The following is a 25,862-nucleotide window of genomic DNA, read 5'->3' as shown; positions in this document are numbered from 1 at the left end:
CGGTTGAGGCTGTGCCGTGTCCGTCTCCTCTCCACGAGGCGCCGCCGCGGTGCGCCTCCTCCGGCGCGCCGCGTACCTGCACGGCATCTCGCGGAGAGGGAGGAGAGGAACGCGGAGGAACGGGCGCTGGGGATCCCGGGCCGCGCGCGCAACCCCCTGGAGGACCGGCGGGAGCACGACGCACGCTGAAGGGACGACGACACAGGAGGCGGCATGCGCGCGATGGTCTACCGGGGCCCCTACAAGGTCCGCGTGAAGGAGAAGGACCGGCCGAGGATCGAGCACCCGAACGACGCGATCGTCCGGGTGACGATGGCGGCGATCTGCGGATCCGATCTGCACCTCTACCACGGGCTGCTCCCGGACACCCGGATCGGCCACACCTTCGGCCACGAGTTCATCGGCGTGGTCGACGAGGTCGGCTCGTCGGTGCAGAACCTCAGCGTCGGCGACACGGTGATGGTCCCCTTCACCGTCTACTGCGGCTCCTGCTGGTTCTGCTCCCGCGGCCTCTACTCCAACCGCCACAACGTGAATCCGAACGCCACCGCGATCGGCGGCATCTACGGCTACTCGCACTCGGCGGGCGGCTACGACGGCGGGCAGGCGGAGTACGTGCGCGTCCCGTTCGCCGACGTGGGCCCGACGAGGATCCCCGAGTGGCTGCCGCACGAGGACGCCCTGATGCTCACCGACGCCTTCTCGACCGGCTACTTCGGCGCGCAGCTCGGCGACATCGTCGAGGGCGACACGGTCGTGGTGCTCGGAGCCGGACCGGTCGGCCTGGCCGCCGCGCGGTCCGCCTGGCTGATGGGCGCCGGCCGCGTCATCGTCGTCGACCAGATCGACTACCGCCTCGCCAAGGCCCGCGAGTTCGCCTTCGCGTAGACCATCGACTACACCGAGGAGGACGACCTCATCGTCACCCTCAAGAAGACCACCGGCGGTCTCGGCGCCGACGTCGTGATCGATGCGGTCGGGGCGGAGGCCGACGGGAACCTCCTCCAGCACGTCACCGGCGCCAAACTCAAGCTGCAGGGCGGCTCGCCGATCGCGCTCAACTGGGCGATCGACGGCGTCCGGAAGGGCGGCACCGTCTCGGTGATGGGTGCCTACGGGCCGCTCGCGAGCGCCGTCAAGTTCGGCGACGCCGTCAACAAGGGCCTCACGCTGCGGATGAACCAGGCCCCCGTCACCCGGCAGTGGCCGCGCCTGTTCGAGCACATCCGTGCCGGGCACATCACGCCCAGCGACCTGATCACGCACCGCATCCCGCTCGAGCACATCGCCGAGGGGTACCACCTGTTCTCGTCCAAGCTCGACGGCTGCATCAAGACCGTCGTCGTCCCGTAGGAGGATCCCGTGCCGTACACCGCCGACCGCCCCGTCCGCGTGCCGACCGCCGAGGAGCTGCGTGCCCGCATCCCGGGCTGGGGCGCCGACCTCGATCCCGCCGACCGGCCCGCCTTCCCCCGCGAGCGCAGCGACCTCGTCTCGGGCGCGCACTGGGAGCGTCCGGAGAGGATGCGGACGCACGGCCGTCGCGAGAAGAGCATCGAGCACCTCGAGCTGCCCGCCGTCTTCGGCACGGCGCAGCCCCTCCACGGGATCTCGGGCGCGATCCGCCGCTACGCCTACGACCGGTTCAGCGAGGGCCGCCACGCGCACTGGCTGCTGCTCGTGCTGGGCGACCGGGTGGAGTCGACCGGGGCGCACCTCCGCTCGCTGCTCACGACCCGGCCGGACGATCCGATCACCGAGACCGGTGTGCTCGCCGAGGTGCACGCGCACCCGATCGCCTCGCGCCGCGGCCGGACCGACGTGCGCCGCCAGATCCTTGACCCGCTGCTCGTCGGCGGTCCCTGGGTCCTCGCCGCCCTCGGCGCCGTGGCCGTCGCCCGCCGCCTCCTGCGCTGACGCCCGTTCCCCTCTCGCGAGAGGCCGCTTAGGGACGCCGCCGTCGGCGTGTCGCGGACCGGGGCGGCGTCCCGCGGAGGAGGACGGGGGTTCAGCGGCTGCGAGGTGCGGCGCCCGCGGTCGGCGCGGTGCGGGTGTCGACGCTCGCCGTGAGTGCCGCGGAGTAGCCGGACGCCGGGCTGCCGGACATCGTCGCGAGCTGCAGGGCTCCGCCCTCGTCGCCGAAGACGGAGTCGGAGTCCAGGCCGACCCGGGCGAGGTTCGCGGCCGAGCCCGCGTACGCGTCGAGGGCGTAGACAGCGGTGCACGCCTCCTCCTGCAGGGCGACCTGCGAGGTCGCGATCGCGTTCGACGCGTCGGCGATCGAGTCCACCCCCGGGTACACCTCGAAGTGGATGTGCGGCCAGCGGCCGGAGTAGCAGGCCGGGACGATCGAGGCGAAGGAGACGACGCCCGACGCGTCGGCGACCTGTACGCCGCGGAGGTACGTCTCGTCCTCGACGCCGCTGGAGTACATCGAGTAGTCCCCGTGCGCGTCGCAGTGCCAGACGTACACGGCGGCTCCGGCGAACGGCACGCCCCCGCTCGCCGCGTCGAGGATCGTCAGAGTGAGCGCCAGGGGGACCCCGTCGGCCGTCGCGCCGCCGCCGATGCTGGTCCGCAGGTCGCTGCGGACGATCCCGGAGCGCTCGAGGACGTCGACCCCGTTCGAGCCGTCGCCCGGGTAGGGGCCGGCCGTCTCGTCGGGGATCTCGCCGGCGACCGCGGTGCCGGCCCCGGCCGTGGCGGTCGCGGTGGGAGTCGCGGCGGCGGTCGCGACGGCGGAGGAGGCGGATCCCGATCCTCCGGTGGCGCACGCTGCGAGCCCGAGGGTCGCCGCCCCCGCGCCGACCAGCGTCAGCACGCCGCGCCGCGAGAAGAGGGTCCCCACGTCGAACGGGAGGCCCTGGTCGACCACCTCCTCCTCGGGGCGGTCGAGCCGGCGGCCCTCGTAGGCCGGTCCGTCGGGCGTGCTGCGGGGCTCCGGGATGCGGGTCATGGTCGTGCTCCTCGTCGATCGTGGTGTCCGTCGCGAGCAACCCTGGCCGCCGGGGCTCTGCGCCTCCGATGGCCGTCCTACGACCCTCCTATGACCGACCCGCCGACCGCCCTGCAGGCCTCCTCCGACGCCGCGACGCCTCTCACGGTGCTCCGAACCCGGCCGCCGCGAGCACCGCGCGCCCGGCGTCGGAGGCGACGTACGCGACGAAGGCCGCCGCCGTGGCCGGGTCGCCCGCTCCGGTCAGCGCCGCGATCGGGTACGTGTTCACCGCCTCCGAGGCCTCAGCGAAGGGGATGCCGGTGACCGAGCCCGCAGCCCCGCGGACGTCGGTCGCGTAGACGAGCCCGGCGTCCGCTTCGCCCGAGGACACCTTGCCGAGCACGTCGGTGACCGACGACTCCTCGCTCACGGGGGAGATGTCGACCCCGGCGGCCTGCTCGACCGCGGCGGCCGCTGCTCCGCACGGCACCTGCGGCGCGCAGACGACGGTGGCGGTCCCGGGCCGGGCGAGGTCGGCGAGCGAGGCGACCTGCGCCGGGTTGCCGGGGGGCACGGCGATCTCGAGCGTGTTCGTGGCGATGTCGACCGGGTCCCCGTCGACGAGCCCGGCCTCGGCGACGGTGGACATCGTGCGCTCGTCGGCGGAGGCGAAGACGTCGGCCGGGGCGCCGTTGACGATCTGCGACGCGAGATCGGAGGAGCCGGCGAAGGAGAGCTCGACCTGCGCGCCGGGCTCGGCGGCCTCGAACCCCGTGGCGAGCTCGGTGAACGCGCCCTTCAGCGAGGCGGCGGCGAAGACCGTGAGGGAGCCGCCGACCGAGGACGTCGCGCCGCCGGTGGCCGCATCGCCGGCGGGGGTCGACGGAGCGGAGCAGCCCGCGAGCAGGAGGAGCGCGGCAGCGGCCGGGACGAGGGGGAGCAGTCGACGACGCACGGGGACCTCCGGATCAAGGGTCCGCAGATGCGGCGGACAGCTGATCCTAAGACCTCAGGTGCGGAGAAGGGCTGTAAGTGGGGCTTCACATACGGCGGAGAGACGATCCGAGGACCGGACCGGCCGGGCGATGCACCTGCGCGGGGAACGACCGCCCGCGCGACGCACAGCGGCGGGCGGACCGCAGCCCTCCGGCTCCGGCCCGCCCGCCGCTCGTCGCGGCCGCCTCGACGGCGGCCCTCCGCTCAGCTCTGCGGCGGCGAGTAGAACTGGAGGTCGTTGCCCTCCGAGTCCTTGAAGGGGAGGATGCGGCCCCACTCGTGGTCGCTGATCTCACCCTCGATCGACGCGCCCCGCGCCGTGAGGCGCTCCAGCTCGTCCTCGATCGAGCCCTCGGGCTGGAACGAGATGACCGCCCCGCCCTGCTCCGCGACCGTCGCCGCCTCGCGGGCGTTCAGGCCGATCATCAGCCCGCCGGCGTCCAGCTCCGACCAGTCGTCCGAGGTGTCCTTGACCTCGAGGCCGAGCGTGTCGCGGTAGAACGCGACCGCCCGCTCCATGTCCGTGACGGGGACCCAGACCGTTGCGACTCCTGATGCCATGTCGTGCTCCTTCGCTCGATGATGCCGTTCCTCCGACGCTAGGTCGGGGACGCCCGGAGCGGGGGCCCTTGCGCCGACGCGCGGAGGCTGCTCTCGCGCGGCGCCTCTCCGCCGAGCTGCCGTGCTCACGCGCCCGGCAGCGCTGAGGCGCCGGCTTCCCGCTGCCCGTCAGTGCCGAGACACCGCCCCTCGCCGAGACACCGCCCCTCGCCGGCGTCCGGCGCGCAGCGGGACGTCTCGGCCCGGCCTCCGCGCGCGAGCGCTCCCCGCCGACGTCACCGACGACGCGGCCGCCGAGGCGGGCGTCGCCTGGATCGAGGAGGCGGTGGGTCCGCTGCGCATCCTGGTCAACAACGCGGCGTCCAGCACCGCGTGCCCCTGCTCGAGCTCGAGGTCGCCGACTGGGAGCGGGTGCTGCGCACGAACCTCACCAGCGCCTTCGTGGTCGGCCGGGCGGCGGCGAAGCGGATGATCCCGCGCGGCGCCGGGAAGATCGTCAACGTCGCCTCGGTGCAGGCCGATCTCGCGCGGCCGACGATCGCGCCCTACACCGCCTCGAAGGGCGGGATCCGCAACCTCACCCGCGCGATGACGGCGGAGTGGGCGCAGCACGGCATCCAGGTCAATGCGATCGCTCCGGGGTACATCCACACGGAGATGACGCAGGGCCTCGTCGACGACGAGGAGTTCGACAGCTGGATCCTCGGGCGCACGCCCGCCACGCGCTGGGGCCGCGTCGAGGACCTGATCGGCCCCGCCGTCTGGCTCGCCTCCGACGGCTCGGACTACGTCAACGGGCAGGTCGTCTTCATCGACGGCGGCATGACCGTCGTCGTCTGAGCCACCCCTCGACCCACGAACGGAACCCGAATGACCGCGCTCGTCCCCGCCTCCACCACCCGCGTCGTCGTCCACGCCGCCGGCGACCTCCGCGTCGAGGAGGCGCCGCTCGCGCCGCGCGGCCCCGGCGAGGCCCTCGTCGCCGTCGCGTGCGGCGGGATCTGCGGCTCCGATCTGCACTACTGGACGCACGGCGCCGCGGGCGAGTCGATCCTCCGCGAGCCGCTGACGCTCGGCCACGAGGTGGTCGGCACGGTCGTCGAGGCAGCGGCGGACGGCTCCGGACCCCCTGTCGGCGCGGCCGTCGCCGTGCACCCCGCGACCGCTCGCGGCGAGTGGCCCGACGGGCGCCCCAACCTCGCGACCGAGGGCACCTATCTGGGCAGCGCCGCGCGGATTCCGCACACCCAGGGCGCGTTCGCCCGCCACGCGGTGCTGCCGGCGCGCATGCTCCGCGAGCTGCCCGCCGGTCTCGGGCCCCGGGAGGCGGCGCTCGCGGAGCCGGCGAGCGTCGCCTGGCACGCGGTGTCCCGCGCGGGGGAGGTGTCGGGACGGCGCGCGCTGGTGATCGGCAGCGGCCCGATCGGAGCACTGATCGTCGCTGTGCTGAAGCGGGCGGGGGCGGCCGAGATCGTCGCGGTCGACCTGGCCGAGGAGCCCCTCGCGATCGCCCGCGCGGTCGGCGCGACCCGGACGATCCGCGCGACCGACGCCGACGCGATCGCCGAGGTCGCGGCCGACGTCGTCTTCGAGTCCTCGGGCAGCCCGCGCGGCCTCGCCTCGGCCGTCCGGGGCGCCGCCCGCGGCGGCACCGTTGTGATGGTGGGACTCCTCCTCTCGGGCGAGCAGCCGGCCCTGATCTCGCTCGCGATCACCCGGGAGCTGCGCCTGATCGGCTCCTTCCGCTTCGTCGACGAGATCGACGAGGTGCTGGCGGCGCTCGCCGACGGGAGCCTCGCGGTGGCGCCGGTGGTCACGCAGGTGCTGCCGCTGGAGCGCGCGCTCGAGGCCTTCGAGCTCGCCCGCGACGCCCCGCGCTCGAGCAAGGTGCTGCTCGACTTCACCCCGTGACGGGCGCTCGAGGCGCCTCCGGAGGGTCGGGATCGCCCGAGCGTTCGGGGTTCCCTCGGACGGCGGCGCCGCCGGAGCACTACCGTTGCACCATGGCGTCCACCGATACCCCCGATTCCGCCCCCGAAGCCGACACCGCTTCCGAGAGCGCCCCCACGCTCACCTTCTCCGACCTCGGTCTCTCCGACCCGGTCCTCAAGGCCCTCAAGGAGGTCGGCTACGAGACGCCCTCGGCCATCCAGGCCGCGACGATCCCGTCCCTCCTCTCCGGCCGCGACGTCCTCGGCGTCGCCCAGACCGGCACCGGCAAGACCGCGGCGTTCGCGCTGCCGATCCTCTCGCGCCTCGACGTCTCGCAGAAGACGCCGCAGGCCCTCGTGCTGGCCCCGACCCGCGAGCTCGCGCTGCAGGTGTGCGAGGCGTTCGAGCGCTACGCGTCCGGCCTCCGCGGCGTCCACGTCCTCCCCGTCTACGGCGGCCAGGGATACGGCACCCAGCTCTCCGCGCTCCGCCGCGGCGTCCACGTCGTCGTCGGCACGCCCGGCCGCATCATGGACCACCTCGAGAAGGGCACCCTCGACCTCTCGCAGCTGAAGTTCCTGGTTCTCGACGAGGCCGACGAGATGCTCAAGATGGGCTTCGCGGAGGACGTCGAGACGATCCTCGCCGACACCCCCGTCGAGAAGCAGATCGCGCTGTTCTCGGCGACGATGCCCGCGCAGATCCGCCGCATCTCCGGCAAGTACCTGAAGGAGCCGGAGGAGATCACGGTCAAGAACAAGACCACGACCTCCGTCAACACCACCCAGCGCTACCTGATGGTGTCGTACCCGCAGAAGGTCGACGCCCTCACCCGCATCCTCGAGGTCGAGAACTTCGAGGGCATGATCGTGTTCGTCCGCACGAAGAGCGAGACGGAGACGCTGGCCGAGAAGCTGCGCGCCCGCGGCTACACCGCGGCGGCGATCAGCGGAGACGTGGCCCAGGCCCAGCGCGAGCGCACCGTCGAGCAGCTGAAGTCGGGCAAGCTCGACATCCTCGTCGCGACCGACGTCGCCGCCCGCGGCCTCGACGTCGAGCGCATCAGCCACGTCGTCAACTACGACATCCCGATCGACACCGAGTCGTACGTCCACCGCATCGGCCGCACCGGCCGCGCGGGGCGCAGCGGAGCGGCGATCAGCTTCGTCACGCCGCGCGAGCGCCGCCTCCTCGCCGCCATCGAGAAGGCAACCCGCCAGCCGCTGACCGAGATGCGGATGCCGAGCGTCGAGGACGTCAACGTCACCCGCCTCTCGCGCTTCGACGACGCGATCACCGCGGCGCTCGCCGACACCGAGCGCCTGCAGCGCTTCCGCGACATCATCGGCCACTACGTCGAGCACCACGACGTGGTCGAGTCGGACGTCGCCGCCGCGCTGGCCATCGTCGCGCAGGGCGAGGAGCCGCTGCTGCTCTCGCCCGACGACCCCCGCTTCGCCCGTCGCGAGCGCGAGGACCGCGACTCCCGGCCCGACCGCGGTGACCGACCCGAGCGCGGCGACCGCTTCGACCGGGGCGAGCGTCCCGAGCGCCGTCAGCGCCCGGCGAACAGCAACCTCGCCTCGTACCGGATCGAGGTCGGCCGCCGCCAGCGCGTCGAGCCCCGCCAGATCGTGGGCGCGCTCGCGAACGAGGGCGGCCTCAACCGCGGCGACTTCGGGCACATCGACATCCGCCCGGACTTCTCGATCGTGGAGCTGCCGGCCGACCTGCCCCAGGACGTGCTCGACCGCCTCGCCGACACCCGCATCAGCGGGCAGCTGATCGAGCTGAAGCCGGACCGCCGTCCGAGCCGCGCCGGCGCCGACCGCGGCGCACGCCCCAGCGGCCCGAGCCGCTCGAGCGAGCGCCCGGAGCGCAAGCCGCGCTACTGACGGCTCCCGCCTCTGCGCACGGGCTTCCACGAGACGCCACTCCGGTACAGCGACCCTTGCGTGTCGCGTACCGGAGTGGCGTCTCGCGTTCGTGCGGGGGGGCGGCCTCAGCGGCGCAGGACGCGCCGGGCCAGCACGTTGCCGAGCAGCTGCACCAGCTGCACGATCACGATGATCACGAGCACCGCGGCCCAGGTGACGACCGGCTCGAACTGCCGGTAGCCGTACTGGATCGCGAAGTTGCCGAGCCCGCCGGCGCCGATGTATCCGGCGACCGCCGACATGTCGATCACGGCGACGAACACGAACGTGTAGCCGAGGATCAGCGGACCGAGCGCCTCCGGCAGCAGCACCGTGCGGACGATCCGGAACCGGCTCGCTCCGACCGACCGCGCCGCCTCGATCACGCCGGGCTGCACGGTCAGCAGGTTCTGCTCCACGATCCGCCCGATGCCGAAGGCGGCGCCGAGCGAGAGGGTGAAGACGATGGCGTCCGTGCCGATGCCGGAGCCGACCACCAGCCGGGCCAGCGGCTGGGCCGCGGCGATGAAGATGATGAACGGGATCGGCCGGAACACGTTCACGATCACGTTGAGCAGTCCGTAGACCACCCGGTTCGCGTAGAGGGCGCCGCCGCGGGTGAGCGCGAGGCCCAGCCCGATCAGCAGTCCGCCGAGCCCGCCGAAGAGGAGGCTCAGCGCGACGATGTAGAGCGTCTCGCCGGTCGCCTGGACGAGCTTGGGCAGGAGCGGGATCAGCTCGTTCATCGGGGCACCTCCGTGAGGGCGACGCGTCCGCCGAGGCGGGCGAGGAGGGGGTCGACGACGCCGTCCGGCGCGTCGAGAGCGACCGTGAGGTGGCCGAAGGCGCGCCCGCGGACGTCGGTGATGCCGCCGTAGACGAGCTCGAGCGGCACGCCGGCGGCCGCGACCTCGGCGAAGACGTCGCCCTGGGAGGCGGAGTCGTCCGAGAACGAGAGCGTGACCAGCCGACCGCGGTGGCGCGCGCGCAGGACGGCCGCCTCCGCGGGCGAGGGCACCGAGCGGACGACCGTGGAGACGAAGCGGCGGGTGACCGGCTCGCGCGGGGCCGAGAACACGTCGAAGACGGGCCCGCGCTCCACGATGCGGCCCGACTCCATCACCGCGACCTTCGTCGCGAGCTGCTGGACCACGTCCATCTCGTGGGTGATCACGACGATGGTGACGCCCAGCTCTTCGTTGATGCGGCGGAGGAGGGCGAGCACCTCGCCTGTGGTGTCCGGGTCGAGCGCGCTGGTGGCCTCGTCGGCCAGCAGGATGCGCGGGGAGGCGGCGAGGGCGCGGGCGATGCCGACGCGCTGCTTCTGCCCGCCCGAGAGCTGCTCCGGGTGGCTGCGCGCCTTGTCGCTCAGGCCGACGAAGCGGAGCATCTCGTCGACGCGGGCGCGCTGCTCCGCCCGCGGGACGCCCGCGACCTGCAGCGGGTAGGCGACGTTCTGCCCCACGGTCTTCGAGCCGAACAGGTTGAACTGCTGGAAGATCATCCCGATCCCCAGGCGCAGCCGGCGCAGCTCGCGCTCGGGCAGGCCCACGGTCTCGCGGCCGTCGATCTCGATGCTGCCGCTGGTCGCGGGCTCCAGAGCGTTGACGAGGCGCGCGAGCGTGCTCTTGCCGGCGCCGGAGTAGCCGATCACGCCGTAGACGTCGCCCGCCTCGATCTCGAGGCTCACGCCGTCGACGGCCGCGGTCGGGGCGGCGCCCCGCCCTGCGCCGGGGTACACCTTGCGCACGTCGGTCATGCGGATGAGCGGCACGGGGCGCCCTTTCTGTTGCGGGGGAGGCGCGGGACCGCGCCCTTGGGGAGCTCCGCGAGCGGAGGACCCGACCGGCGCGGTCCCGCGGGTGCCGGAGTCAGGAGGCGGCGGAGATGTCGGTCTCGGCGGACTCGAGCGAGGTCTCCAGCTCGGAGGCGGGGGTCTTCAGGAAGACCGCGGTGCCGCCGGACTGCTCCGAGACGCCGTCGAGCACGTCCTGGCTGTCCTGGTAGATCGAGACGAGCTTCGTGTAGGTCTCGTTCCCGGCGTCGTCGGCCCGGGCGGCGAAGATGTTCGTGTAGAGCAGGGAGGCGGGGTCGCTCGGGTCGTCCTGGGCGATCGCGTCCGAGGCCTTCAGGCCCGCGTTCTCGATGAAGTCGTTGTTGATGATCGCGGCGGCCACGTCCGGGAGCGACGTCGGGGTGAGGGAGGCCTCCAGTGCCGTGACCTCCACCTTCGAGGAGGATTCGACGTCGTCGACGTTCGAGAGCACTCCGCCGCCGTCCTTCAGCTCGACGAGCCCGGCCGACTGCAGCACCAGCAGCGCGCGCGCCTGATTCGTCTCGTCGTTGGGGATCGCGACGGTGGAGCCGGCGGGGATGTCCGCGACGTCGTCGTACTTCGAGGAGTAGAGGCCGAGCGGGTAGATCGCGGTCGCGCCGATCGGCACGAGGTCGGCGTCGGCCGAGGTGTTGTACTGCGCCAGGTAGGCGATGTGCTGGAACTGGTTGAGGTCGATCTCGCCCTCGGTGAGGGCGGGGTTGGGCTGGTTGTAGTCGCTGAAGTCGACGATCTCGACGTCGATCCCGGCGTCGGCGGCGGCCTTCTCGTAGGTGGCCCAGTAGGGGTCGCTCGCGCCGACCACGCCGATGCGGACGGTGTCGTCGCCGCCGCCCGCGCCGGAGCAGCCGGCGAGGAGGAGGGCGGCGGAAGCGGCGATCGCGGAGGTCGCGAGGAGTCGGGAGCGCAGGGTCATGGCTGTGGGGATCCTTCCGTGGAGAGGATCCGGGCACTCGGCGCCGACCGAGCGGTGCTGGTCACCGCCGGCGCTGCGACCGGCCTCCGGTCGCTCGGCGCCGCGACTGCGCGGATCCCGGGGATCACCTTACGAAGGCGGTCGGACCCGCGCGGAACCCGCGCGTAACACGGCGACTCGGAGGCAGAGGAGGCGCGCGCTCACCGCGGGATCGTGCTGTGACGGCTGCTCAGCGCCTGACCGCGCCGCGCCGGACGCTCAGCTCGCGAGCGCGCCGTCCTCGCCCGCCGACGCCTCGTGCTTGGCGATCCGCTTCGCGATCGCGTCGCGCTCGGCCCGGAGCGACGCGATGGTCGGCTTGTCCAGGCGGGGGTCGGCCAGGTCGGCGAAGGGGCTCGCGGCGCCGGTGCGCGCGGACACGAGCGCGGCGTACGCCTTCGTCGCGGCGCGGAGCTCGGCTCCCGCCCGTTCGACCTTCCGCGGCTTCGACTCCTTGTCCGAGACGAGTCGGGCGTGCTTGTCGAGGGCGTCTACCAGCGCGCGATGCGCGGCGTCAATCTTCTTGCTCATAGGCGCATTATGGCGCAGGATCGGCGCACGGCGCCGAACGCGTTCCCGCACCCGCCCTCCGTCCCCCTCCGCGAGAGGCCGCTCGGGTACGCGACACGCAGGGGAGGCGTACCGGGGCGGCATCTCGCGGGGAGGGGTCGGGTCAGCGGGCGACCGGCGTGGAGACGGACGACGCGCCGGCGCTGGTGGCCACCGCGTCGAGGACGCGCTGCACGTCGAGGGCGTCGGCGAACGTGGGCGTGACCGCCGTGCCGCCGGCGATCGCCTCGACGAGATCGACGACCTGGTGGGTGAAGAGGTGCTCGTAGCCGATGCCGTGCCCGGTCGGCCACCAGGCCGCCATGTACGGGTGCGCCGGCTCGGTGACCTGGATGCGCCGGAAGCCCTGCGCCTCCTCGGGGTCGCGGGCGTCGTAGTACTCGAGCTCGTTCATCCGCTCGAAGTCGAACGCGATCGAGCCGAGCTCGCCGTTCACCTCGATCCGGTTGGCGTTGCGGCGGCCGGTCGCGACGCGGGTCGCTTCGAAGACGCCCAGGGCGCCGCCCTCGAAGGAGGCGGTGAAGGCCGCGGCGTCGTCGACGGTCACGGCGCCGCGCGGGGCGTCGGCACCGGCACGTCCGCCGAGGCCGACCTGCTCGCTGAGCACGGGGCGCTCGGTGGTGAAGGTGCGCAGCGTCGCCGAGACCGAGGTGATGCCGCGGCCGGTCAGCCACTGGGCGGTGTCGATGCTGTGCGCGCCGATGTCACCGAGGGCGCCCGAGCCGGCGCGCTCCTTCTGCAGGCGCCAGGTCAGCGGCGCCTCGGAGTCGGACAGCCAGTCCTGCAGGTACTGGGCGCGCACGTGCCGGATGTCGCCGAGGCGGCCCTCCTCGATGAAGCGCTTCGCGAGGGCGAGGGCCGGGGTGCGGCGGTAGCTGAAGCCGCACATCGCCACCTTCCCGGAGGCGGCGGCCGCGGCGACCATCCGCTCCGCCTCCTCGACTGAGTTGGCCAGGGGCTTCTCGCACAGCACGTGCTTGCCGGCCTCGAGGGCCGCGATGGCGATCTCGGCGTGGGTGTCGCCCGGGGTGCAGATGTCGACGAGGTCGATGTCGTCGCGGGCGATGACGGCCCGCCAGTCGGTGGAGGCCTCGCTCCAGCCCAGCCGCTCGGCGCGCTCCGCGGTCGAGTCGGGGTTGCTCCCCACGAGCACGGCGAGCTCGGGGCGGAGGGGGAGGGGGAAGAAGCGGGAGGCGGTGCGCCAAGCGTGCGAGTGGGTGCGGCCCATGAAGGCGGTCCCCACCATCGCGACGCGCAGGGCTCGGTCGTTCGACATCGTCGTCCTTTCGTCGGCCGTACGACCCTGCCACGGGTCGGGGCGCGGGCGCTACCGCGCTCGGCGAGGCCGCCTCCGGGGCGACGCGCCCGGGCTGCACGGACATGAGCGCGTTCATAGGGTTCGGAGAGCGCTCTATCACGGACGGAATGTCTCAACCTCCGCCGTCAGATGTCGCGTAATCCCGCGGATCCCAGCCCTGACGCGGTAGCAGGAAGCCTTCCGGGCGACTGGGCGATCACTCGAACCGCCTTCGAATCGGTTCAGAACTTTTGCTTGACCCGCGACGTAAGTGGAAGTAGCTTCATCCGCATGGTCACCGCAGACCCCCGCAGCACTGCTGCACAGCCTCTTCCCCGCACCTCCGACGAGTCTCAGCAGCTGCTTCTGCAGATGCGCGGCATCGTGAAGGTCTTCCCCGGCGCCCGTGCTCTCGACGGCGTCGACCTCGATGTCCGACCCGGTGAGGTGCACTGCCTCCTCGGCCAGAACGGCGCCGGCAAGTCCACCCTCATCAAGACCCTCGCCGGGGCCCACCAGCCCACCGAGGGCGAGATCCTCGTCGACGGGAACGTCGTCACGATCCCGTCCCCGACGGCGGCCCTCGCCCTGGGCATCGCGACGATGTACCAGGAGCTCGACGTCGTCGACGGCCTCTCCGTCGCCGAGAACATCTTCCTCGGCCACGAGCTCTCCCGCGGCGGCTTCACCGCCCGGGCGAAGGCCACGAGGATCACCCGCGAGCTGATGGAGCGCCTCGGCCACTCCGAGATCTCGCCGAACCGCGAGGTCGGCACGCTCTCCGCCGCCGGCAAGCAGATCGTGCAGATGGCCCGCGCCCTCTCGCACGACGCGCGGGTCATCATCATGGACGAGCCCTCCGCGGTGCTCGACTCCGAGGAGGTGGAGAACCTCTTCCACGTGGTGCGCCAGCTCACCGCCTCCGGCGTCGCCATCGTCTACATCTCGCACCGCCTCGACGAGATCCGCGCCATCGGCGACCGGATCACCGTGATCAAGGACGGCGCGACCGTCGCGCAGAACCTCGCGGTCGCCGACACCCCCACCTCGAAGCTCATCACCCTGATGACCGGCCGCGCCGTCGAGTACGTCTTCCCGGACCGCCAGGAGCTCGACGTCGAGGCCGAGACGCTGCTGAAGGTCGAGAAGCTGGGCCTGCAGGGCTCCTTCTCGGACGTCTCCCTCGAGATCCGCGCCGGCGAGGTCGTCGGCCTCGCGGGGCTGGTCGGCTCCGGCCGCTCCGAGATCCTCGAGACCATCTACGGGGCGCGCCGCGCCAGCACCGGGACGGTCAGCGTGGCGGGCAAGCGCCTGCGCGCCGGATCCGTCACCTCGGCGGTCGACGCCGGCATCGGCCTCTGCCCGGAGGAGCGCAAGAGCCAGGGCCTGCTCCTGGACGAGCCGGTCTACCGCAACATCACCCTCTCGACCTTCGACCGCTTCGCCAAGCGCGGCTTCCTCGACGAGCGCTCCGAGCGCGCGGCGGCGGCCGAGCAGGCGGTCTCCCTCGACCTGCGGCCCTCCGGGGTCGACCGCGACGCCCGCACCCTCTCCGGAGGCAACCAGCAGAAGGCGCTCCTCGCCCGCTGGCTCGTGCGCGGCTGCCGCGTCCTGCTGCTCGACGAGCCGACCCGCGGGGTCGACGTCGGCGCACGGGCCGAGATCTACACCCTGATCAGGGACCTCGCGACCAACGGCGCCGCCGTGCTCGTGGTCTCCAGCGAGATCGGCGAGGTCCTCGGACTCTCCGACCGAGTGCTCGTGATCTCCGACGGCGCCGTGGTCCACGAGGGCCCGGCCGATTCGATCGACGAGCACCGCGTGCTCGATCTCGTCATGGAAGGAAGTGCAGCGTGAGCGGACAGCTCGACACCGCGTCGCCGTCGATCGGCGGTCCGCAGGAGGACGCCGCCCGTCACGCGTCGGCCGCGACGGGAGGCTCCTCCGGGGGCGTGCCCTCGAAGGACTCCCGCTCCGGGATGGCCCGCCTCATGCAGGGCTCCCTCGGCCGCAACGTCGGGCTGCTGCTCGCGCTGGTGATCCTCTGCATCGTCGGATTCGCGACCGCGGGGGAGCGCTTCGCCAGCGTCGACAACGTGCTCACGATCCTCCGCCTCGCCGCCGTCATCGGCGTGCTGAGCATCGGCATGACCTTCGTCATCACCTCCGGCGGCATCGACCTCTCGGTCGGCTCCGTGATGGGGCTCGCGACGGTCTGGGCGAGCACGGTCTCGACCCAGTACTACGCGGCCAACACCTCCTGGCTGGTGATCGTGCTCACCGCGGTCGTCGTCGGCCTCGTCTGCGGCCTGATCAACGGCGCGCTGATCGCCTACGGCCGGGTCGTCGCCTTCATGGCGACCCTGGCGATGCTCGTCGCCGCCCGCGGCTTCGCCGAGCTGATCTCGAACCGCCAGACGCAGGTCGTCACGGTCACGCCGTTCCTCGACTTCTTCCGCGCCGACGTGCTCGGCATCCCGGTGCTCGTGCTGATCTTCGTGGTCGTCGCCGTCGCCGGCTGGATCCTGCTCAACCGCACCACCTTCGGCCGCCGCACCATCGCGGTCGGCGGCAACCCCGAGGCGGCCCGCCTCGCCGGCATCAAGGTCCGCCGCCACACCATGTACGTCTACGGCCTCGCCGGGCTCACCGCCGGCATCGCCGCCGTCATGATGCTCGCCCGCACCACCGCCGGCAGCTCGACCAACGGCCTCCTCTACGAGCTCGACGCCATCGCGGCGGTCGTCGTCGGAGGCACGCTGCTGGCCGGCGGCCGCGGCACCATCGTCGGCACCGTGTTCGGCGTCCTCATCTTCACGACCCTGACCAACGTGTTCACGCAGAACAACATGTCGACCTCGACTCAGGCCGTCGCGAAGGGCGCGATCATCGTCGCCGCCGTCCTGCTGCAGCAGCGGTTCGCCGCCCGCGGCAGGAAGTCCTGACCCCGGGGCTCCGGCCCCGCTCCTCCACACACAGCAACCCACCCGACCACTCAGGTCACCTCTCCGCAGGACACGTGTGCCCTCGGACCCCTCGGATCGATCGAAGGAGATCACTTCCATGCCCGCACGCCCCTTCACCCGCAGCCGCCTCTCCCGCACCGCCCGACTCGGCTCGGCCGGCGTCGCCTTCGGCGCCGTCGCGCTGATGCTCACCGGATGCATCTCGAACGCCCCGGTCGAGACCGGCAACGCCGCCTCCGGCGGGACCGCCGCCGCCGTGGCCGCCTCGGACAACGACGCCTCCGGCGACAACGTCGTCATCGGCTTCACCGCTCCCGCCGCCGACCACGGCTGGATGGGCGCGGTCAGCCGCGCCGCCATCGCCGAGGCCGAGAAGTACGACGACGTGGAGCTCCGCACCGCGGAGGGCACCAACGACGTCAACCTCCAGATCAGCCAGGTCGAGACCTTCATCAACGACGGCGTCGACGCGATCGTGCTCCTGCCGATCGACGGAGCGGCGCTCACGCAGGTCGCCACCCAGGCGATGGAGGCGGGCATCACCGTCATCAACGTGGACCGCGAGTTCTCCAGCCCCTTCGCCGCCCGGTCGACCATCCTCGGCGACAACTACGGCATGGGCGTCAGCGCCGGCACCTACATCTGCGAGGAGCTCGGCGACAACCCCGACGCCGTCGTCGCCGAGATCGCCGGCATCGACTCCCTCCCGCTGACCCAGGAGCGCAGCCAGGGCTTCTCGGACGCGCTCGAGGGCTGCGGACTCGACGTGGACAACCGCGTCGCCGCCGACTTCACCGTCCAGGGCGGAGAGCAGGCCGCGGCCAACCTCCTCCAGGCCGCGCCGAAGATCGACGCCATCTGGAACCACGACGACGACCAGGGCGTCGGCGTCCTCGCGGCGATCGACACCGCCGGACGCGACGAGTTCCTCTTCGTCGGCGGCGCCGGCTCGGCCAACGTGATGCGCGCGATCGAGGCCGACGACTCCGTCGTCAAGGCCACGGTCGTCTACCCCTCGACCCAGGCCGCGGACGGCATCAAGCTCGCCCGCCTCGTCGAGCAGAACAAGTCGATGGCCGACACCAGCTCGCTCGGCGTCCCGCGCCAGATCCAGCTCTTCGCGCCGGTCGTCACCAAGGACAACGTCTCCGAGTACCTGCCCTCGGCCTTCGAGTCCTGATCGGCCCCACCAGCCCGGGTCGGCGCGGGAACCATCCCGCGCCGACCCCCACCTCGGCGCCGCCCCGGGATCACTGACGACCCGCAGCGCAACGCCACCGGCATCCGCGAGAGGAGGAGGAGTGCAAGACACCGGCCACTGGGCCGGACAGGAGGAGACCGGATCCGCTCAGTCGTGCGGACAGCGACGGACCCGGCCTCTGCGATGAACACCTCATTGAAGGAATCACATCACGCATGAATGGTAAGCGATCCTCGAGAAGAAGCATCAGGCGTCTTCTCGCACTCGGCATCGCCGGGATGGTGACGGTCTCCGGACTCACCGCCCTCGGCCTGCCCGCCTCGGCCCACGACGGAGTGGACCACGGTTCCGAGGGCGGAGCATCCGCTCTCGACTGGAGCAACTACGAGAAGGTCCTGCTGACGAAGAACGTCGGCGAGCCCCTCGACCTGGCCGTCCTCCCGGACAAGTCGGTCCTCCACACCGCTCGGAACGGCGAGATCCGCCACACCGACCCCAAGACCGGCACCACCCGTGTCGTCAACACGATCCCCGTGTACCAGAACTCGGAGGACGGACTGCAGTCCGTCGGCATCGACCCCGACTTCGCCGAGAACAAGTGGGTCTACCTCGTCTACGCGCCCCCCGGGAACACCCCGACCGGCGCGGCCCCGAACATGCTGCCCGAGGGCGCGACCGACAGCTACTGGGACCAGTGGAAGGGCATCAACCGCCTCTCCCGGTTCAAGTGGACCGGCTCGGGCCTCGACCTCGCGAGCGAGCAGAAGATCATCGACATCGAGACCCAGCGCGGGCAGTGCTGCCACGTGGGTGCCGACTTCGACTGGGACGCCGACGGCAACCTGTACCTCTCCACCGGCGACAACACGCCGGCGAGCGCTCCGGGTGCCGCGGGCTTCGCGCCGAACAACGACGCGCCCCGCATGAACCCGGGCTTCGACTCGCGTCGCGGCGCCGGCAACACGAACGACCTCCGCGGCAAGATCCTCCGGATCACCGTGCAGGAGGACGGCTCGTACACGATCCCCGACGGCAACCTCTTCCCGGTGGGAACCGAGAAGACCCGCCCCGAGATCTTCGTGATGGGCGTCCGCAACCCGTTCAAGATCGACGTCGACGCCGAGACGAACACCCTCTCCTGGGGCGACTACGGCCCCGACGCCACGAAGGCCGCTGCGGCCGACGGCGTCCGCGGCCCGATGGGCCTCGTCGAGTGGAACGCGACCGGACTGGACGAGCCGCACAACTCCGGCTGGCCCTACGTCCACGGACCCAACGCGCCGTACAACGAGTGGAACTTCGAGACGTCGACGCCCCGCGGCTTCTTCGACCCGGAGAACCTGAAGAACAACTCGCGCTGGAACACCGGCCTCGTCGACATCCCGGACGCCAAGGCGGCGACCGTCTACTACGGCGACAACCCCGGCGACCAGCCGTTCGACGAGCTCGTCAACTTCGGGACCAGCACCGGCCAGGGCCCCATGGGCGGACCGGTGTACCACTTCGACGCGGACAACACCTCGACGTCGAAGTTCCCGGAGTACTGGGACAAGAAGACCTTCTTCGGCGAGTTCTCGCAGGACTACATCGCGGCGTTCACGCTCGATGAGGACCGCGCGGTCACGCACATCGAGGACTTCCTCCCCAACGCGGCGCTCAGCCAGGCCGCGCAGCCGATCCACGACAACCCGATGGACATGGAGTTCGGCCCCGACGGGTCGATGTACGTGATCGAGTACGGCGACGGATTCTTCCGCGCCAACCCCGACGCGGGCCTGTACCGGATCGACTACGCCGAGGGCAACAAGGCGCCGCAGGCCCGCTTCACCGCGACCCCCCTGTCCGCCTCGCAGACCCCGCTCGAGGTCACGTTCGACGCCAAGGGATCGACCGACCCCGAGGGCGACGCGCTCACCTACGACTGGGACTTCGACGGCGACGGCACCTTCGACGCCACCGGAGTGACCGTCAAGAAGACCTACACCGAGCTCGGACAGTTCACGGCCCGTCTGCGCGTCACCGACGCCAAGGGCAAGTTCAGCCTGACCTCGCGGGTCATCTCGGTCGGCAACCAGGCGCCGCAGATCCAGATCCAGACGCCCGGCAACGGCTCGTTCTTCAGCTGGGGCGACGCGATCCCCTACCAGGTGACCGGCAAGGACGCTGAGGACGGCGACCAGATCGTCAGCAGCCGCGTGGGCTGGACCTACGGCCTCGGCCACGACGAGCACGCCCACCCCGAGGTCACCGGCACCGGTGCCAAGGGAGCGTTCCCGACGTCCAAGGACTCGCCCGAGCACGGCCCCGGCGCGCTGCTGTACGGCACCGTCGTCGTGACCTACACGGACGGCGGCTTCAACGGCCTGCCCCCGGCTGCGGCCGAGGCGACGCTGCGGCTGAACCCGAAGACGCAGGAGGCGGAGCACGCCGCCCGTGAGGGCGTCCTGCCCTACGCGGACACCACCGCCAGCGGCGGCAACGCCGTCAGCGGACTCGGTGCGGGATCCTTCCTGCGCTGGGACCCGGTGAACTTCGCCAACCTGACCGGCGTCGTGGTCCGCGCCACCGGTGAGGGCACCGTCGACCTCCGCTGGAACGCTGCCGACGCAGCGCCCTTCGGAACGGCGACCATCCCCGCGGGAGCCGGCTGGAAGGACGTCCTCGTCCCCTTCGGCACCAACGTCCCCCGCGGCACCGGCTCGCTCTACGTGACCTCGCCCAGCGGCCTGTCGCTCGACTCCCTCACCTTCCAGGGTGCCGGCGCCGGTGACAAGACGGCTCCGACCGTCGCGGCGACCCTCGACCCGGCAGCGCCTGCGGGCGTCGGCGGCGTCTACAACAAGCCCGTGACCCTCGGCCTCACCGCCACGGACAACGGAGCGCTCTCCACCGTCCAGTACTCCGCCGACAACGGCACGACGTGGACCACGATCCGCGCCGTCAACGGCGCGTACACGGTCCCGTTCACCACGAACGGCGCCCGGACGATCCAGTACCGCGCCACCGACACCGGCGGCAACGTCTCGGCGGTCGGCACGGTGAAGTTCACGATCGACCTGGCCGCGGCGAACGCCCCGACCGCCGCGTCGACCACCACCGTGGCGCTCTCGGCTCCCCGCGTGACCTTCGGGGCACCCGGCGAGGCGACCGTCACGGTCACCGGACAGGGTGGGAACCCCGGCGGAGAGGTCGTCCTCTACGAGGGCGCCACCGAGCTGGGCCGCGCGACGCTGAAGGACGGCAAGGCGACCTTCGCCCTGCCGAAGACCCTCGGCGCCGGCACCCACACCCTCCGTGCGGCGTACGGCTCGGACGCCACCTTCAAGGCCTCGGAGGGCACCGCCCGCCTGATCGTCTCGAAGGCCGCCTCGGAGCTCACCGCGACCGTCTCGCCCAACCCGGTCAAGCCGGGCGCCAGCGCGCAGGTCACGGTCGACGCGAAGTCCTCGACCGGTGTCGCCGGCACCGGTCAGGTGAGCGTGATGGTGAAGAGGAACCTCTCCACCGTCGCGATGCTCACCGGGACCCTCGACGAGAACGGGCACGTCGTGGTGACGCTCCCGAAGCTCGCGGCGGGCAGCTACAAGCTGACCGTCACCCACACCGCCACGGCGGACACCAACGCCGCGTCGGCGCTGCTGAACCTCACCGTCCAGCAGTAGCCCCCGCGCAGGGGCCGGCCGGCTCGACCGGGCCGGCCGGCCCCCCACCCCCTGCACCATCTGCCATTTCGAAGGAGAAATGATGCACCACCACCACGCATCCATCACGGCCAAGCCGATGAGCCGGCGCTCGCTGATGACGGCCCTGGCCGCATCGACCGTCGCGGTCGGCGTCGGAGCGGGAGCCCTCGCGGCGCCCGCCACGGCCGCCCCCGCGCCCTCGTCCGGATCCACGCGCCTGGTCCCGATCAACCGCATCGGCATCCAGCTCTTCAGCGTCCGCGACAAGGTCTCGTCGCTCGGCTTCCGGGCCGTCTTCGAGGAGCTCGGCCGCATCGGCTACAGCGAGATCGAGTTCGCCGGGTACACCCAGGGCAACGTCGGAGCGATCACCCCGCAGCAGATCCGCCAGCTGCTCGACGACAACGGCCTCCGCGCCGTCGGCTCGCACGTCGGCACCAACCTCCTCCGCTCGGAGCTGGGCAAGCAGATCGAGATCGCGCAGATCCTCGGCACGCCGCACCTCGGCACCGGCAACGCGCCCACCAACGTCAACACCAAGGCGGGCTACCTCGCCGCGGCAGAGGAGTGGAACAAGTGGGGCCAGCAGGTCTCGGCCGCGGGGATGAAGCTCTACCAGCACAACCACGCCGGTGAGTTCGGGTTCGCCACGGACGACCCCAAGACCCGCCTGTACGACCTCTTCTACGACAACACCGACCCGCGTCACGTGTACCTCGAGATGGACGTCTACTGGGCGTACGTCGGCAAGAAGCTCTACCCGGGCTTCGAGCCGCTCGACTACATCAAGCGCAACCCGCGCCGCTACCCGATCCTGCACCTCAAGGACGGCAAGACGAACAACGCCAACACCAACGGCTACGACATCGTCGAGTTCGGCGCGGGCAACCTGCCCTACCAGGCGTTCCTCTCGGAGCTGCGCGACCGCGGCCAGCGCTTCGGCGTCTGGGAGCAGGACACCGCTCCCACGCTGGCGACGCCGCCGAGCACGGGGAACTCCCTCGAGGCCGCTTCCCGCAGCTACTCCGCGATCGCTGCGCTCCGTGGCTGAGCGCACCTCGCGCCGCGCGCGCCGCACCGACAGCACCACCACCAGCACGACGCGCACGAGCGCACCGAGGAGAACCCCCATGAAGTGGAAGACGCCCACGGCGGTCCTCGCGGCCGCCTCCCTCGCGATGGTCGCCGCACCGTCCGCCTTCGCGGCGACGACGGACTGCACCACCGAGCTCGGGAACCAGACGATCACCGGAGACCTCAACGTCGGCGCGGGCCAGACCTGCGTGCTCGGCAACGTGACCGTCACCGGCAACGTCATCGTCGGCGACGACGCCTGGCTGGACGCCACCTCGGCGACCATCGGCGGCGACGTCATCGGCACCGACGCGTACGGCATCTCGATCGACGGCACCAGCGTCGGCGGAGACGTCGTGTCGTTCTCGGACGGCAGCCGCAACGGCTTCCTCTACCTGCGCGACCTCACGGTCGGCGGCATGGTCGAGGCCGGCGGGATCGACGTCGAGTTCAGCGACCTCTCGGTCGACGGCTCGGTCAGCACCGACGCGGCGAACTACGTCGACGTCGATCGCACCAGCGTCGGCGGCGACGCCACCTTCGCCGGCAGCGACTTCGGCGTGAACGTGCAGGGCGCCATCGTCGGCGGCTCGCTCGCCGTCACCGGCTCCTCGCGCGGCGTCCTCCTGGGCGCGAACGAGGACGGCTCGGCCTCGGCCCTCGGCAACACGGTGGGCGGGAACCTCACGCTCTCGGGCAACTCCGGCAACGTCCAGCTCGCGGGCTCGACGGTCGGCGGGCGCATCGCGCTCGCCGACAACGCGCCGGCGGTCAACTTCGGCGCGGGCAACACCGCCGCCGGAGTCGACGGCACCTTCACGGGAACGGCGGCGGGCGCTGCGGCGGCCGGCGACCAGGCCGTGGCCGTCATCGTCCCCGAGGCCAACAAGGGCGAGCTGACCTGGACGCTCGAGGGCACCAGCAACCTGGTGAACCTCGGCGTCGCCGAGGAGCAGGGCGACCACTTCGCCGCCTCCGGTGAGCTCGTGCCGGTCCGCGTGACCGACACCCGCCTCAACGGCCCGGCCTGGTCGGTCACCGGCCAGCTGAGCGACTTCCGCTCCGGCGAGAAGACGTTCTCGGGCAAGCACCTCGGCTGGACCCCCGAGGTCCTGGAGAACACGGGCGGTGCCGTCGCCGGCGCAGCCGTCCCCTCCGGGTTCGACTCGGGCAACGGCCTCGCCACGCCCCGCGTCCTCGGCTCCGCCGCGGCGCAGCACCCGACCGGATCCTCGGTCCTGGGCGCCGACCTCGACCTGAAGCTCCCGCTCTCGGTCGGAACCGGCACCTACACCGCGACGCTGACGCTCACCGCGCTCGGCTAGCACCGGTGGGGCGGCCTCCGGGCCGCCCCACCCTCCCCCCGTCTCCCCGCGAGACGCCACTCCGGTCCGCCCCGCTCGGCGTGCCGCGTACCGGAGCGGCGTCCCGCGGGGAGGCATCCCCCCTTGCAACGGAAGCCTGATCGATGCCGCTCATGCCACGCACCTCCCGCACCACCGCCGCCCTGCTGCTGATGACGCTCCTCGCAGCCGGCGGCCTCTCGGCTCAGGCGGGTGCCCAGGAGGCGGATCCCGCCTCCACGCCGGTCACCTGGGGGGTGCGCCCCGCCGACACCGAGCAGGGCAGCGAGCGGCCGAACTACGCGTACGCCCTCGATCCCGGCGGCCGCCTCAGCGATGCCCTGATCGTCTCCAACTACGACGACGAGGAGCAGACGTTCCGCGTCTACGGCTCCGACGGCTTCATCACCGAGGCCGGCCAGCTCGACCTGCTCCCCGCCGCGGAGCCCTCGACGCAGCTGGGCAGCTGGATCGCGTTCCCCGAGCCCGAGGTCACCGTGCCCGCCGGCGAGAGCGTGCAGGTCCCGTTCGAGGTCGCCGTCCCCGAGGACGTGACCCCGGGCGACTACGCCGCGGGCGTCGTCTCCTCGATCCTGGTGCAGGGCGAGACCGGAGTCTCGGTCGACCGGCGCCTGGGCTCGCGGATGTACCTCCGCGTCGGCGGCGAGCTCGCCCCGCGCCTGTCGATCGACGGCCTCGCCGTCTCGTACCAGGGCGGCTGGAACCCCTTCGCCCCCGGCTCCGCGACCGTCGACTACACCGTGACCAACGCGGGCAACACCCGCATCGCGCCGGGCGCCGAGATCAGCGTCGCCGGCCTCTTCGGCCTCGCGCCGGTGTCCGCGACCGACCCGGAGCCGCTGCCCGAGCTCCTCCCCGGAACCTCCGTCTCGCGCACCGTGACCGTCGCCGGAGTCTGGCCGTTCTTCGTCGCGACCGCCCGCGCCGCGCTCTCGGGCACCGTCGTCACCGCCGACCAGGCCGCGCAGGCCGACTCCGCCGTCGTCGTCCCCGACGTGCCGGTCGCCACCGCCGAGACCTCGGCCGCGGCCGTGCCGTGGAGCGCCGTGCTCCTCCTCGCCCTGCTCATCGGGCTCATCGTGCTGACCGTCGTCCGCCGCCGCCGCCGGGCCGCGGGGGAGCAGGCGCGCATCGACGCCGCCGTCGCCGCCGCTCTCGGCGCCCAGCCGGAGGACGCCGACCGCGCGGAGGTCCGCTCCTGACCGGGTGCGGCCGACGCGGTCCGCGGGGGATCGCGCCGGCGCGGCCCGCCGCCTCCGGGCGCGCGGCCGCCGCTCTAGCGGACCGCCCGCCCCTCGGCGCGCAGCTGCTCGAGGAAGCCGTCCACCACGGCGGGGCTGAGCAGGTGCCCGCGCAGCATCAGCGCGGCACCGCGCACGCCCCCGCTGCCGCCCAGCTCGGCGGTCACCACGTCGAGCCGCTGCGTCGCGAGGGGGAGGGAGCGCTCGTCGATCACCGAGCGCACGGCCGTCAGGATCTCCGGGCTGGCGAGGGCGACCGCGCCGCCCAGCACGATGACGGAGGGGTTCAGCAGGCTCACGCAGGTGGCCAGCACCTCGCCGAGCTGCAGTCCCGCGATCCGCGCCGCCTCGACGGCCTCGGGATCGCGCGCCTTCAGCAGGTCGATCAGCTCGCGCACCGACTGCACGTCGCGGCCCGCCCGGGCGAGCCCGGCGGCCAGAGCGGAGCCGCCCGCGACCGCCTCGAGGTCCCCCTCCTGACCTCCCGCCGCGGCCGGGGCCGTGCGCGGCACCTGGACGTGGCCGAGATCACCGGCGGAGCCGAGGGCTCCGCGCTGGAGCAGCCCGGACGAGACGATGCCCGCGCCGATGCCGGTGCCGACCTTCACGAACATCAGGTCGAGGGCGTGCGGGAAGCGCGAGGCCCGCTCACCGAGCGCCAGCAGGTTCACGTCGTTGTCGACGAGCACCGTGGTGTCGTAGCGCCGGCGCACGAAGGCGGGGATGTCGAAGCCGTCCCAGCCGGGCATGATCGGCGGGCGCACCGGGCGGCCGCTCGCGTGCTCCACCGGGCCGGGCACGCCGACCCCGATGCCCGCGAGGGCGGAGCGGTCGACCCCGGCCGCGGCGAGGATCCCGTCGCAGACGTCGAGCGCGTGCCCGAGCACCGCCACGGGGCCCTGCGCGATGTCGAGCTCCTCGCGGCGCTCGGCGATGATGCGGCCGTCGAAGTCGGTCAGCGCGATGGTCGAGTGCGCCGCGCCCAGGTCGATGGCCAGGAGCGATCGGACGGCCGGGTCGAAGACGAGACGCGCGGACGGACGGCCGCCGGTCGACGGAGCGCGGTCGAGGTGCGCGATCAGTCCGAGCTCGAAGAACTGCTCCAGGCGCGTCATCACCGCGGTCCGCGCGAGACCCGTCTCCTCGACCAGCTCGGCGCGGGTGCGCGGTCGACCGTCGGCGAACAGCCTCAGCATGTCGCCGGTCGCGGTACCGGCGCGCTCGGCCACGCTCAGCTCCTTCTCTCGGCCCGGAGGACGGGTTCGGGGGACAGCACACCTGAGGAAACCAGTCGACGCACGGTTGCGCAATCTCGGCGGGCCCTGCGTGCGGGT

At 72.4% G+C, this 25,862-nt stretch carries 19 protein-coding genes and 2 pseudogenes; 12 read left to right on the top strand and 9 right to left on the bottom strand.

Features of this window, described 5'->3' with window-relative positions; translation table 11 throughout:
* Positions 1-213: 213 nt before the first annotated feature.
* Both C5B93_RS12985 and C5B93_RS12980 read left to right on the top strand, forming a co-directional pair.
* Positions 214-1,353, top strand: a pseudogene (locus C5B93_RS12985) (zinc-dependent alcohol dehydrogenase).
* 9 nt (positions 1,354-1,362) lie between these two features.
* Positions 1,363-1,917, top strand: a complete 555-nt coding sequence (locus C5B93_RS12980; protein ID WP_104292635.1) for a hypothetical protein — start codon at positions 1,363-1,365, stop codon at positions 1,915-1,917.
* 91 nt (positions 1,918-2,008) lie between these two features.
* Here C5B93_RS12980 and C5B93_RS12975 read toward each other — a convergent pair whose 3' ends face one another.
* From C5B93_RS12975 to C5B93_RS12965, 3 genes are all read right to left on the bottom strand, one after another.
* Positions 2,009-2,956 (bottom strand): intradiol ring-cleavage dioxygenase, encoded by a 948-nt coding sequence (locus tag C5B93_RS12975; protein ID WP_104292634.1) that lies wholly within the window; start codon positions 2,954-2,956, stop codon positions 2,009-2,011.
* Positions 2,957-3,098: 142 nt separating this feature from the next.
* A complete protein-coding gene (gene modA / locus C5B93_RS12970; RefSeq protein ID WP_104292633.1) occupies positions 3,099-3,893 on the bottom strand; it encodes a molybdate ABC transporter substrate-binding protein in 795 nt (264 codons plus the stop codon).
* A gap of 245 nt (positions 3,894-4,138) precedes the next feature.
* The gene (locus C5B93_RS12965) at positions 4,139-4,495 is read right to left on the bottom strand and encodes a VOC family protein (protein WP_104292632.1); all 357 of its coding nucleotides are present in this window, start codon (positions 4,493-4,495) and stop codon (positions 4,139-4,141) included.
* Positions 4,496-4,763: 268 nt separating this feature from the next.
* On the opposite strand from C5B93_RS12965, the pseudogene C5B93_RS12960 reads away from it, so the two are divergent.
* The 3 genes and pseudogenes from C5B93_RS12960 to C5B93_RS12950 form a co-directional block, all read left to right on the top strand.
* A pseudogene (locus tag C5B93_RS12960) lies at positions 4,764-5,335 on the top strand (SDR family oxidoreductase); the annotation flags it as partial.
* A 30-nt stretch (positions 5,336-5,365) separates the two neighbouring features.
* Complete coding sequence (locus C5B93_RS12955) at positions 5,366-6,406, top strand: L-idonate 5-dehydrogenase (RefSeq protein WP_104292631.1); 1,041 nt, start codon at positions 5,366-5,368, stop codon at positions 6,404-6,406.
* Positions 6,407-6,498: 92 nt separating this feature from the next.
* A complete protein-coding gene (locus C5B93_RS12950; protein WP_104292630.1) occupies positions 6,499-8,322 on the top strand; it encodes a DEAD/DEAH box helicase in 1,824 nt (607 codons plus the stop codon).
* Positions 8,323-8,429: 107 nt separating this feature from the next.
* Here the strand turns inward: C5B93_RS12950 and C5B93_RS12945 are convergent, their stop codons facing one another.
* The 5 genes from C5B93_RS12945 to C5B93_RS12925 all read right to left on the bottom strand — a co-directional run bounded on the left by C5B93_RS12945 (position 8,430) and on the right by C5B93_RS12925 (position 12,978).
* Entirely contained in the window at positions 8,430-9,089 is a 660-nt protein-coding gene (locus C5B93_RS12945) for a methionine ABC transporter permease (protein WP_104237942.1), read from the bottom strand.
* Complete coding sequence (locus tag C5B93_RS12940; RefSeq protein ID WP_258066478.1) at positions 9,086-10,117, bottom strand: methionine ABC transporter ATP-binding protein; 1,032 nt, start codon at positions 10,115-10,117, stop codon at positions 9,086-9,088. Before C5B93_RS12940 ends, C5B93_RS12945 begins: the two co-directional genes overlap by 4 nt.
* 97 nt (positions 10,118-10,214) lie before the next feature.
* Positions 10,215-11,093 carry a MetQ/NlpA family ABC transporter substrate-binding protein gene (locus C5B93_RS12935; RefSeq protein ID WP_104292629.1) on the bottom strand — a complete coding sequence of 293 codons (879 nt, stop codon included), beginning with the start codon at positions 11,091-11,093 and terminating at the stop codon, positions 10,215-10,217.
* Positions 11,094-11,351: 258 nt separating this feature from the next.
* The gene (locus tag C5B93_RS12930) at positions 11,352-11,663 is read right to left on the bottom strand and encodes a hypothetical protein (protein WP_104233529.1); all 312 of its coding nucleotides are present in this window, start codon (positions 11,661-11,663) and stop codon (positions 11,352-11,354) included.
* Between the two features lie 142 nt (positions 11,664-11,805).
* Positions 11,806-12,978: a Gfo/Idh/MocA family protein gene (locus C5B93_RS12925; RefSeq protein WP_104226598.1), complete on the bottom strand. Its 1,173-nt coding sequence runs from the start codon at positions 12,976-12,978 to the stop codon at positions 11,806-11,808.
* 393 nt (positions 12,979-13,371) lie between these two features.
* Between C5B93_RS12925 and C5B93_RS12920 the strand changes: the two genes are divergently transcribed.
* The 7 genes from C5B93_RS12920 (at position 13,372) to C5B93_RS12890 (ending at position 24,489) form a co-directional block, all read left to right on the top strand.
* Positions 13,372-14,856 carry a sugar ABC transporter ATP-binding protein gene (locus tag C5B93_RS12920; RefSeq protein ID WP_208543410.1) on the top strand — a complete coding sequence of 495 codons (1,485 nt, stop codon included), beginning with the start codon at positions 13,372-13,374 and terminating at the stop codon, positions 14,854-14,856.
* 122 nt (positions 14,857-14,978) lie between these two features.
* On the top strand, positions 14,979-15,944 hold the full coding sequence (locus C5B93_RS12915; RefSeq protein WP_104222491.1) for an ABC transporter permease: 966 nt from the start codon (positions 14,979-14,981) through the stop codon (positions 15,942-15,944).
* 118 nt (positions 15,945-16,062) lie between these two features.
* On the top strand, positions 16,063-17,145 hold the full coding sequence (locus C5B93_RS12910) for a substrate-binding domain-containing protein (RefSeq protein ID WP_104222461.1): 1,083 nt from the start codon (positions 16,063-16,065) through the stop codon (positions 17,143-17,145).
* 236 nt (positions 17,146-17,381) lie between these two features.
* A complete protein-coding gene (locus tag C5B93_RS12905) occupies positions 17,382-20,828 on the top strand; it encodes a PQQ-dependent sugar dehydrogenase (protein WP_146078491.1) in 3,447 nt (1,148 codons plus the stop codon).
* 82 nt (positions 20,829-20,910) lie between these two features.
* Positions 20,911-21,900 (top strand): sugar phosphate isomerase/epimerase, encoded by a 990-nt coding sequence (locus C5B93_RS12900; RefSeq protein WP_219813837.1) that lies wholly within the window; start codon positions 20,911-20,913, stop codon positions 21,898-21,900.
* Between the two features lie 79 nt (positions 21,901-21,979).
* Positions 21,980-23,248, top strand: a complete 1,269-nt coding sequence (locus C5B93_RS12895) for a hypothetical protein (protein WP_104226600.1) — start codon at positions 21,980-21,982, stop codon at positions 23,246-23,248.
* 152 nt (positions 23,249-23,400) lie between these two features.
* Positions 23,401-24,489: a WxL protein peptidoglycan domain-containing protein gene (locus C5B93_RS12890; protein ID WP_181068400.1), complete on the top strand. Its 1,089-nt coding sequence runs from the start codon at positions 23,401-23,403 to the stop codon at positions 24,487-24,489.
* 74 nt (positions 24,490-24,563) lie between these two features.
* Here the strand turns inward: C5B93_RS12890 and C5B93_RS12885 are convergent, their stop codons facing one another.
* Positions 24,564-25,757, bottom strand: coding sequence for an ROK family protein (locus C5B93_RS12885; RefSeq protein WP_244229502.1), 1,194 nt, complete (start codon positions 25,755-25,757; stop codon positions 24,564-24,566).
* Positions 25,758-25,862: the final 105 nt, after the last annotated feature.

The sequence above is a fragment of the Rathayibacter sp. AY1A2 genome, assembly GCF_002930935.1.
Lineage (GTDB): Bacteria > Actinomycetota > Actinomycetes > Actinomycetales > Microbacteriaceae > Rathayibacter.
The sequence above is the reverse complement of the archived record's forward strand: the minus strand, read 5'-3'. Positions and strand labels throughout refer to the sequence as shown.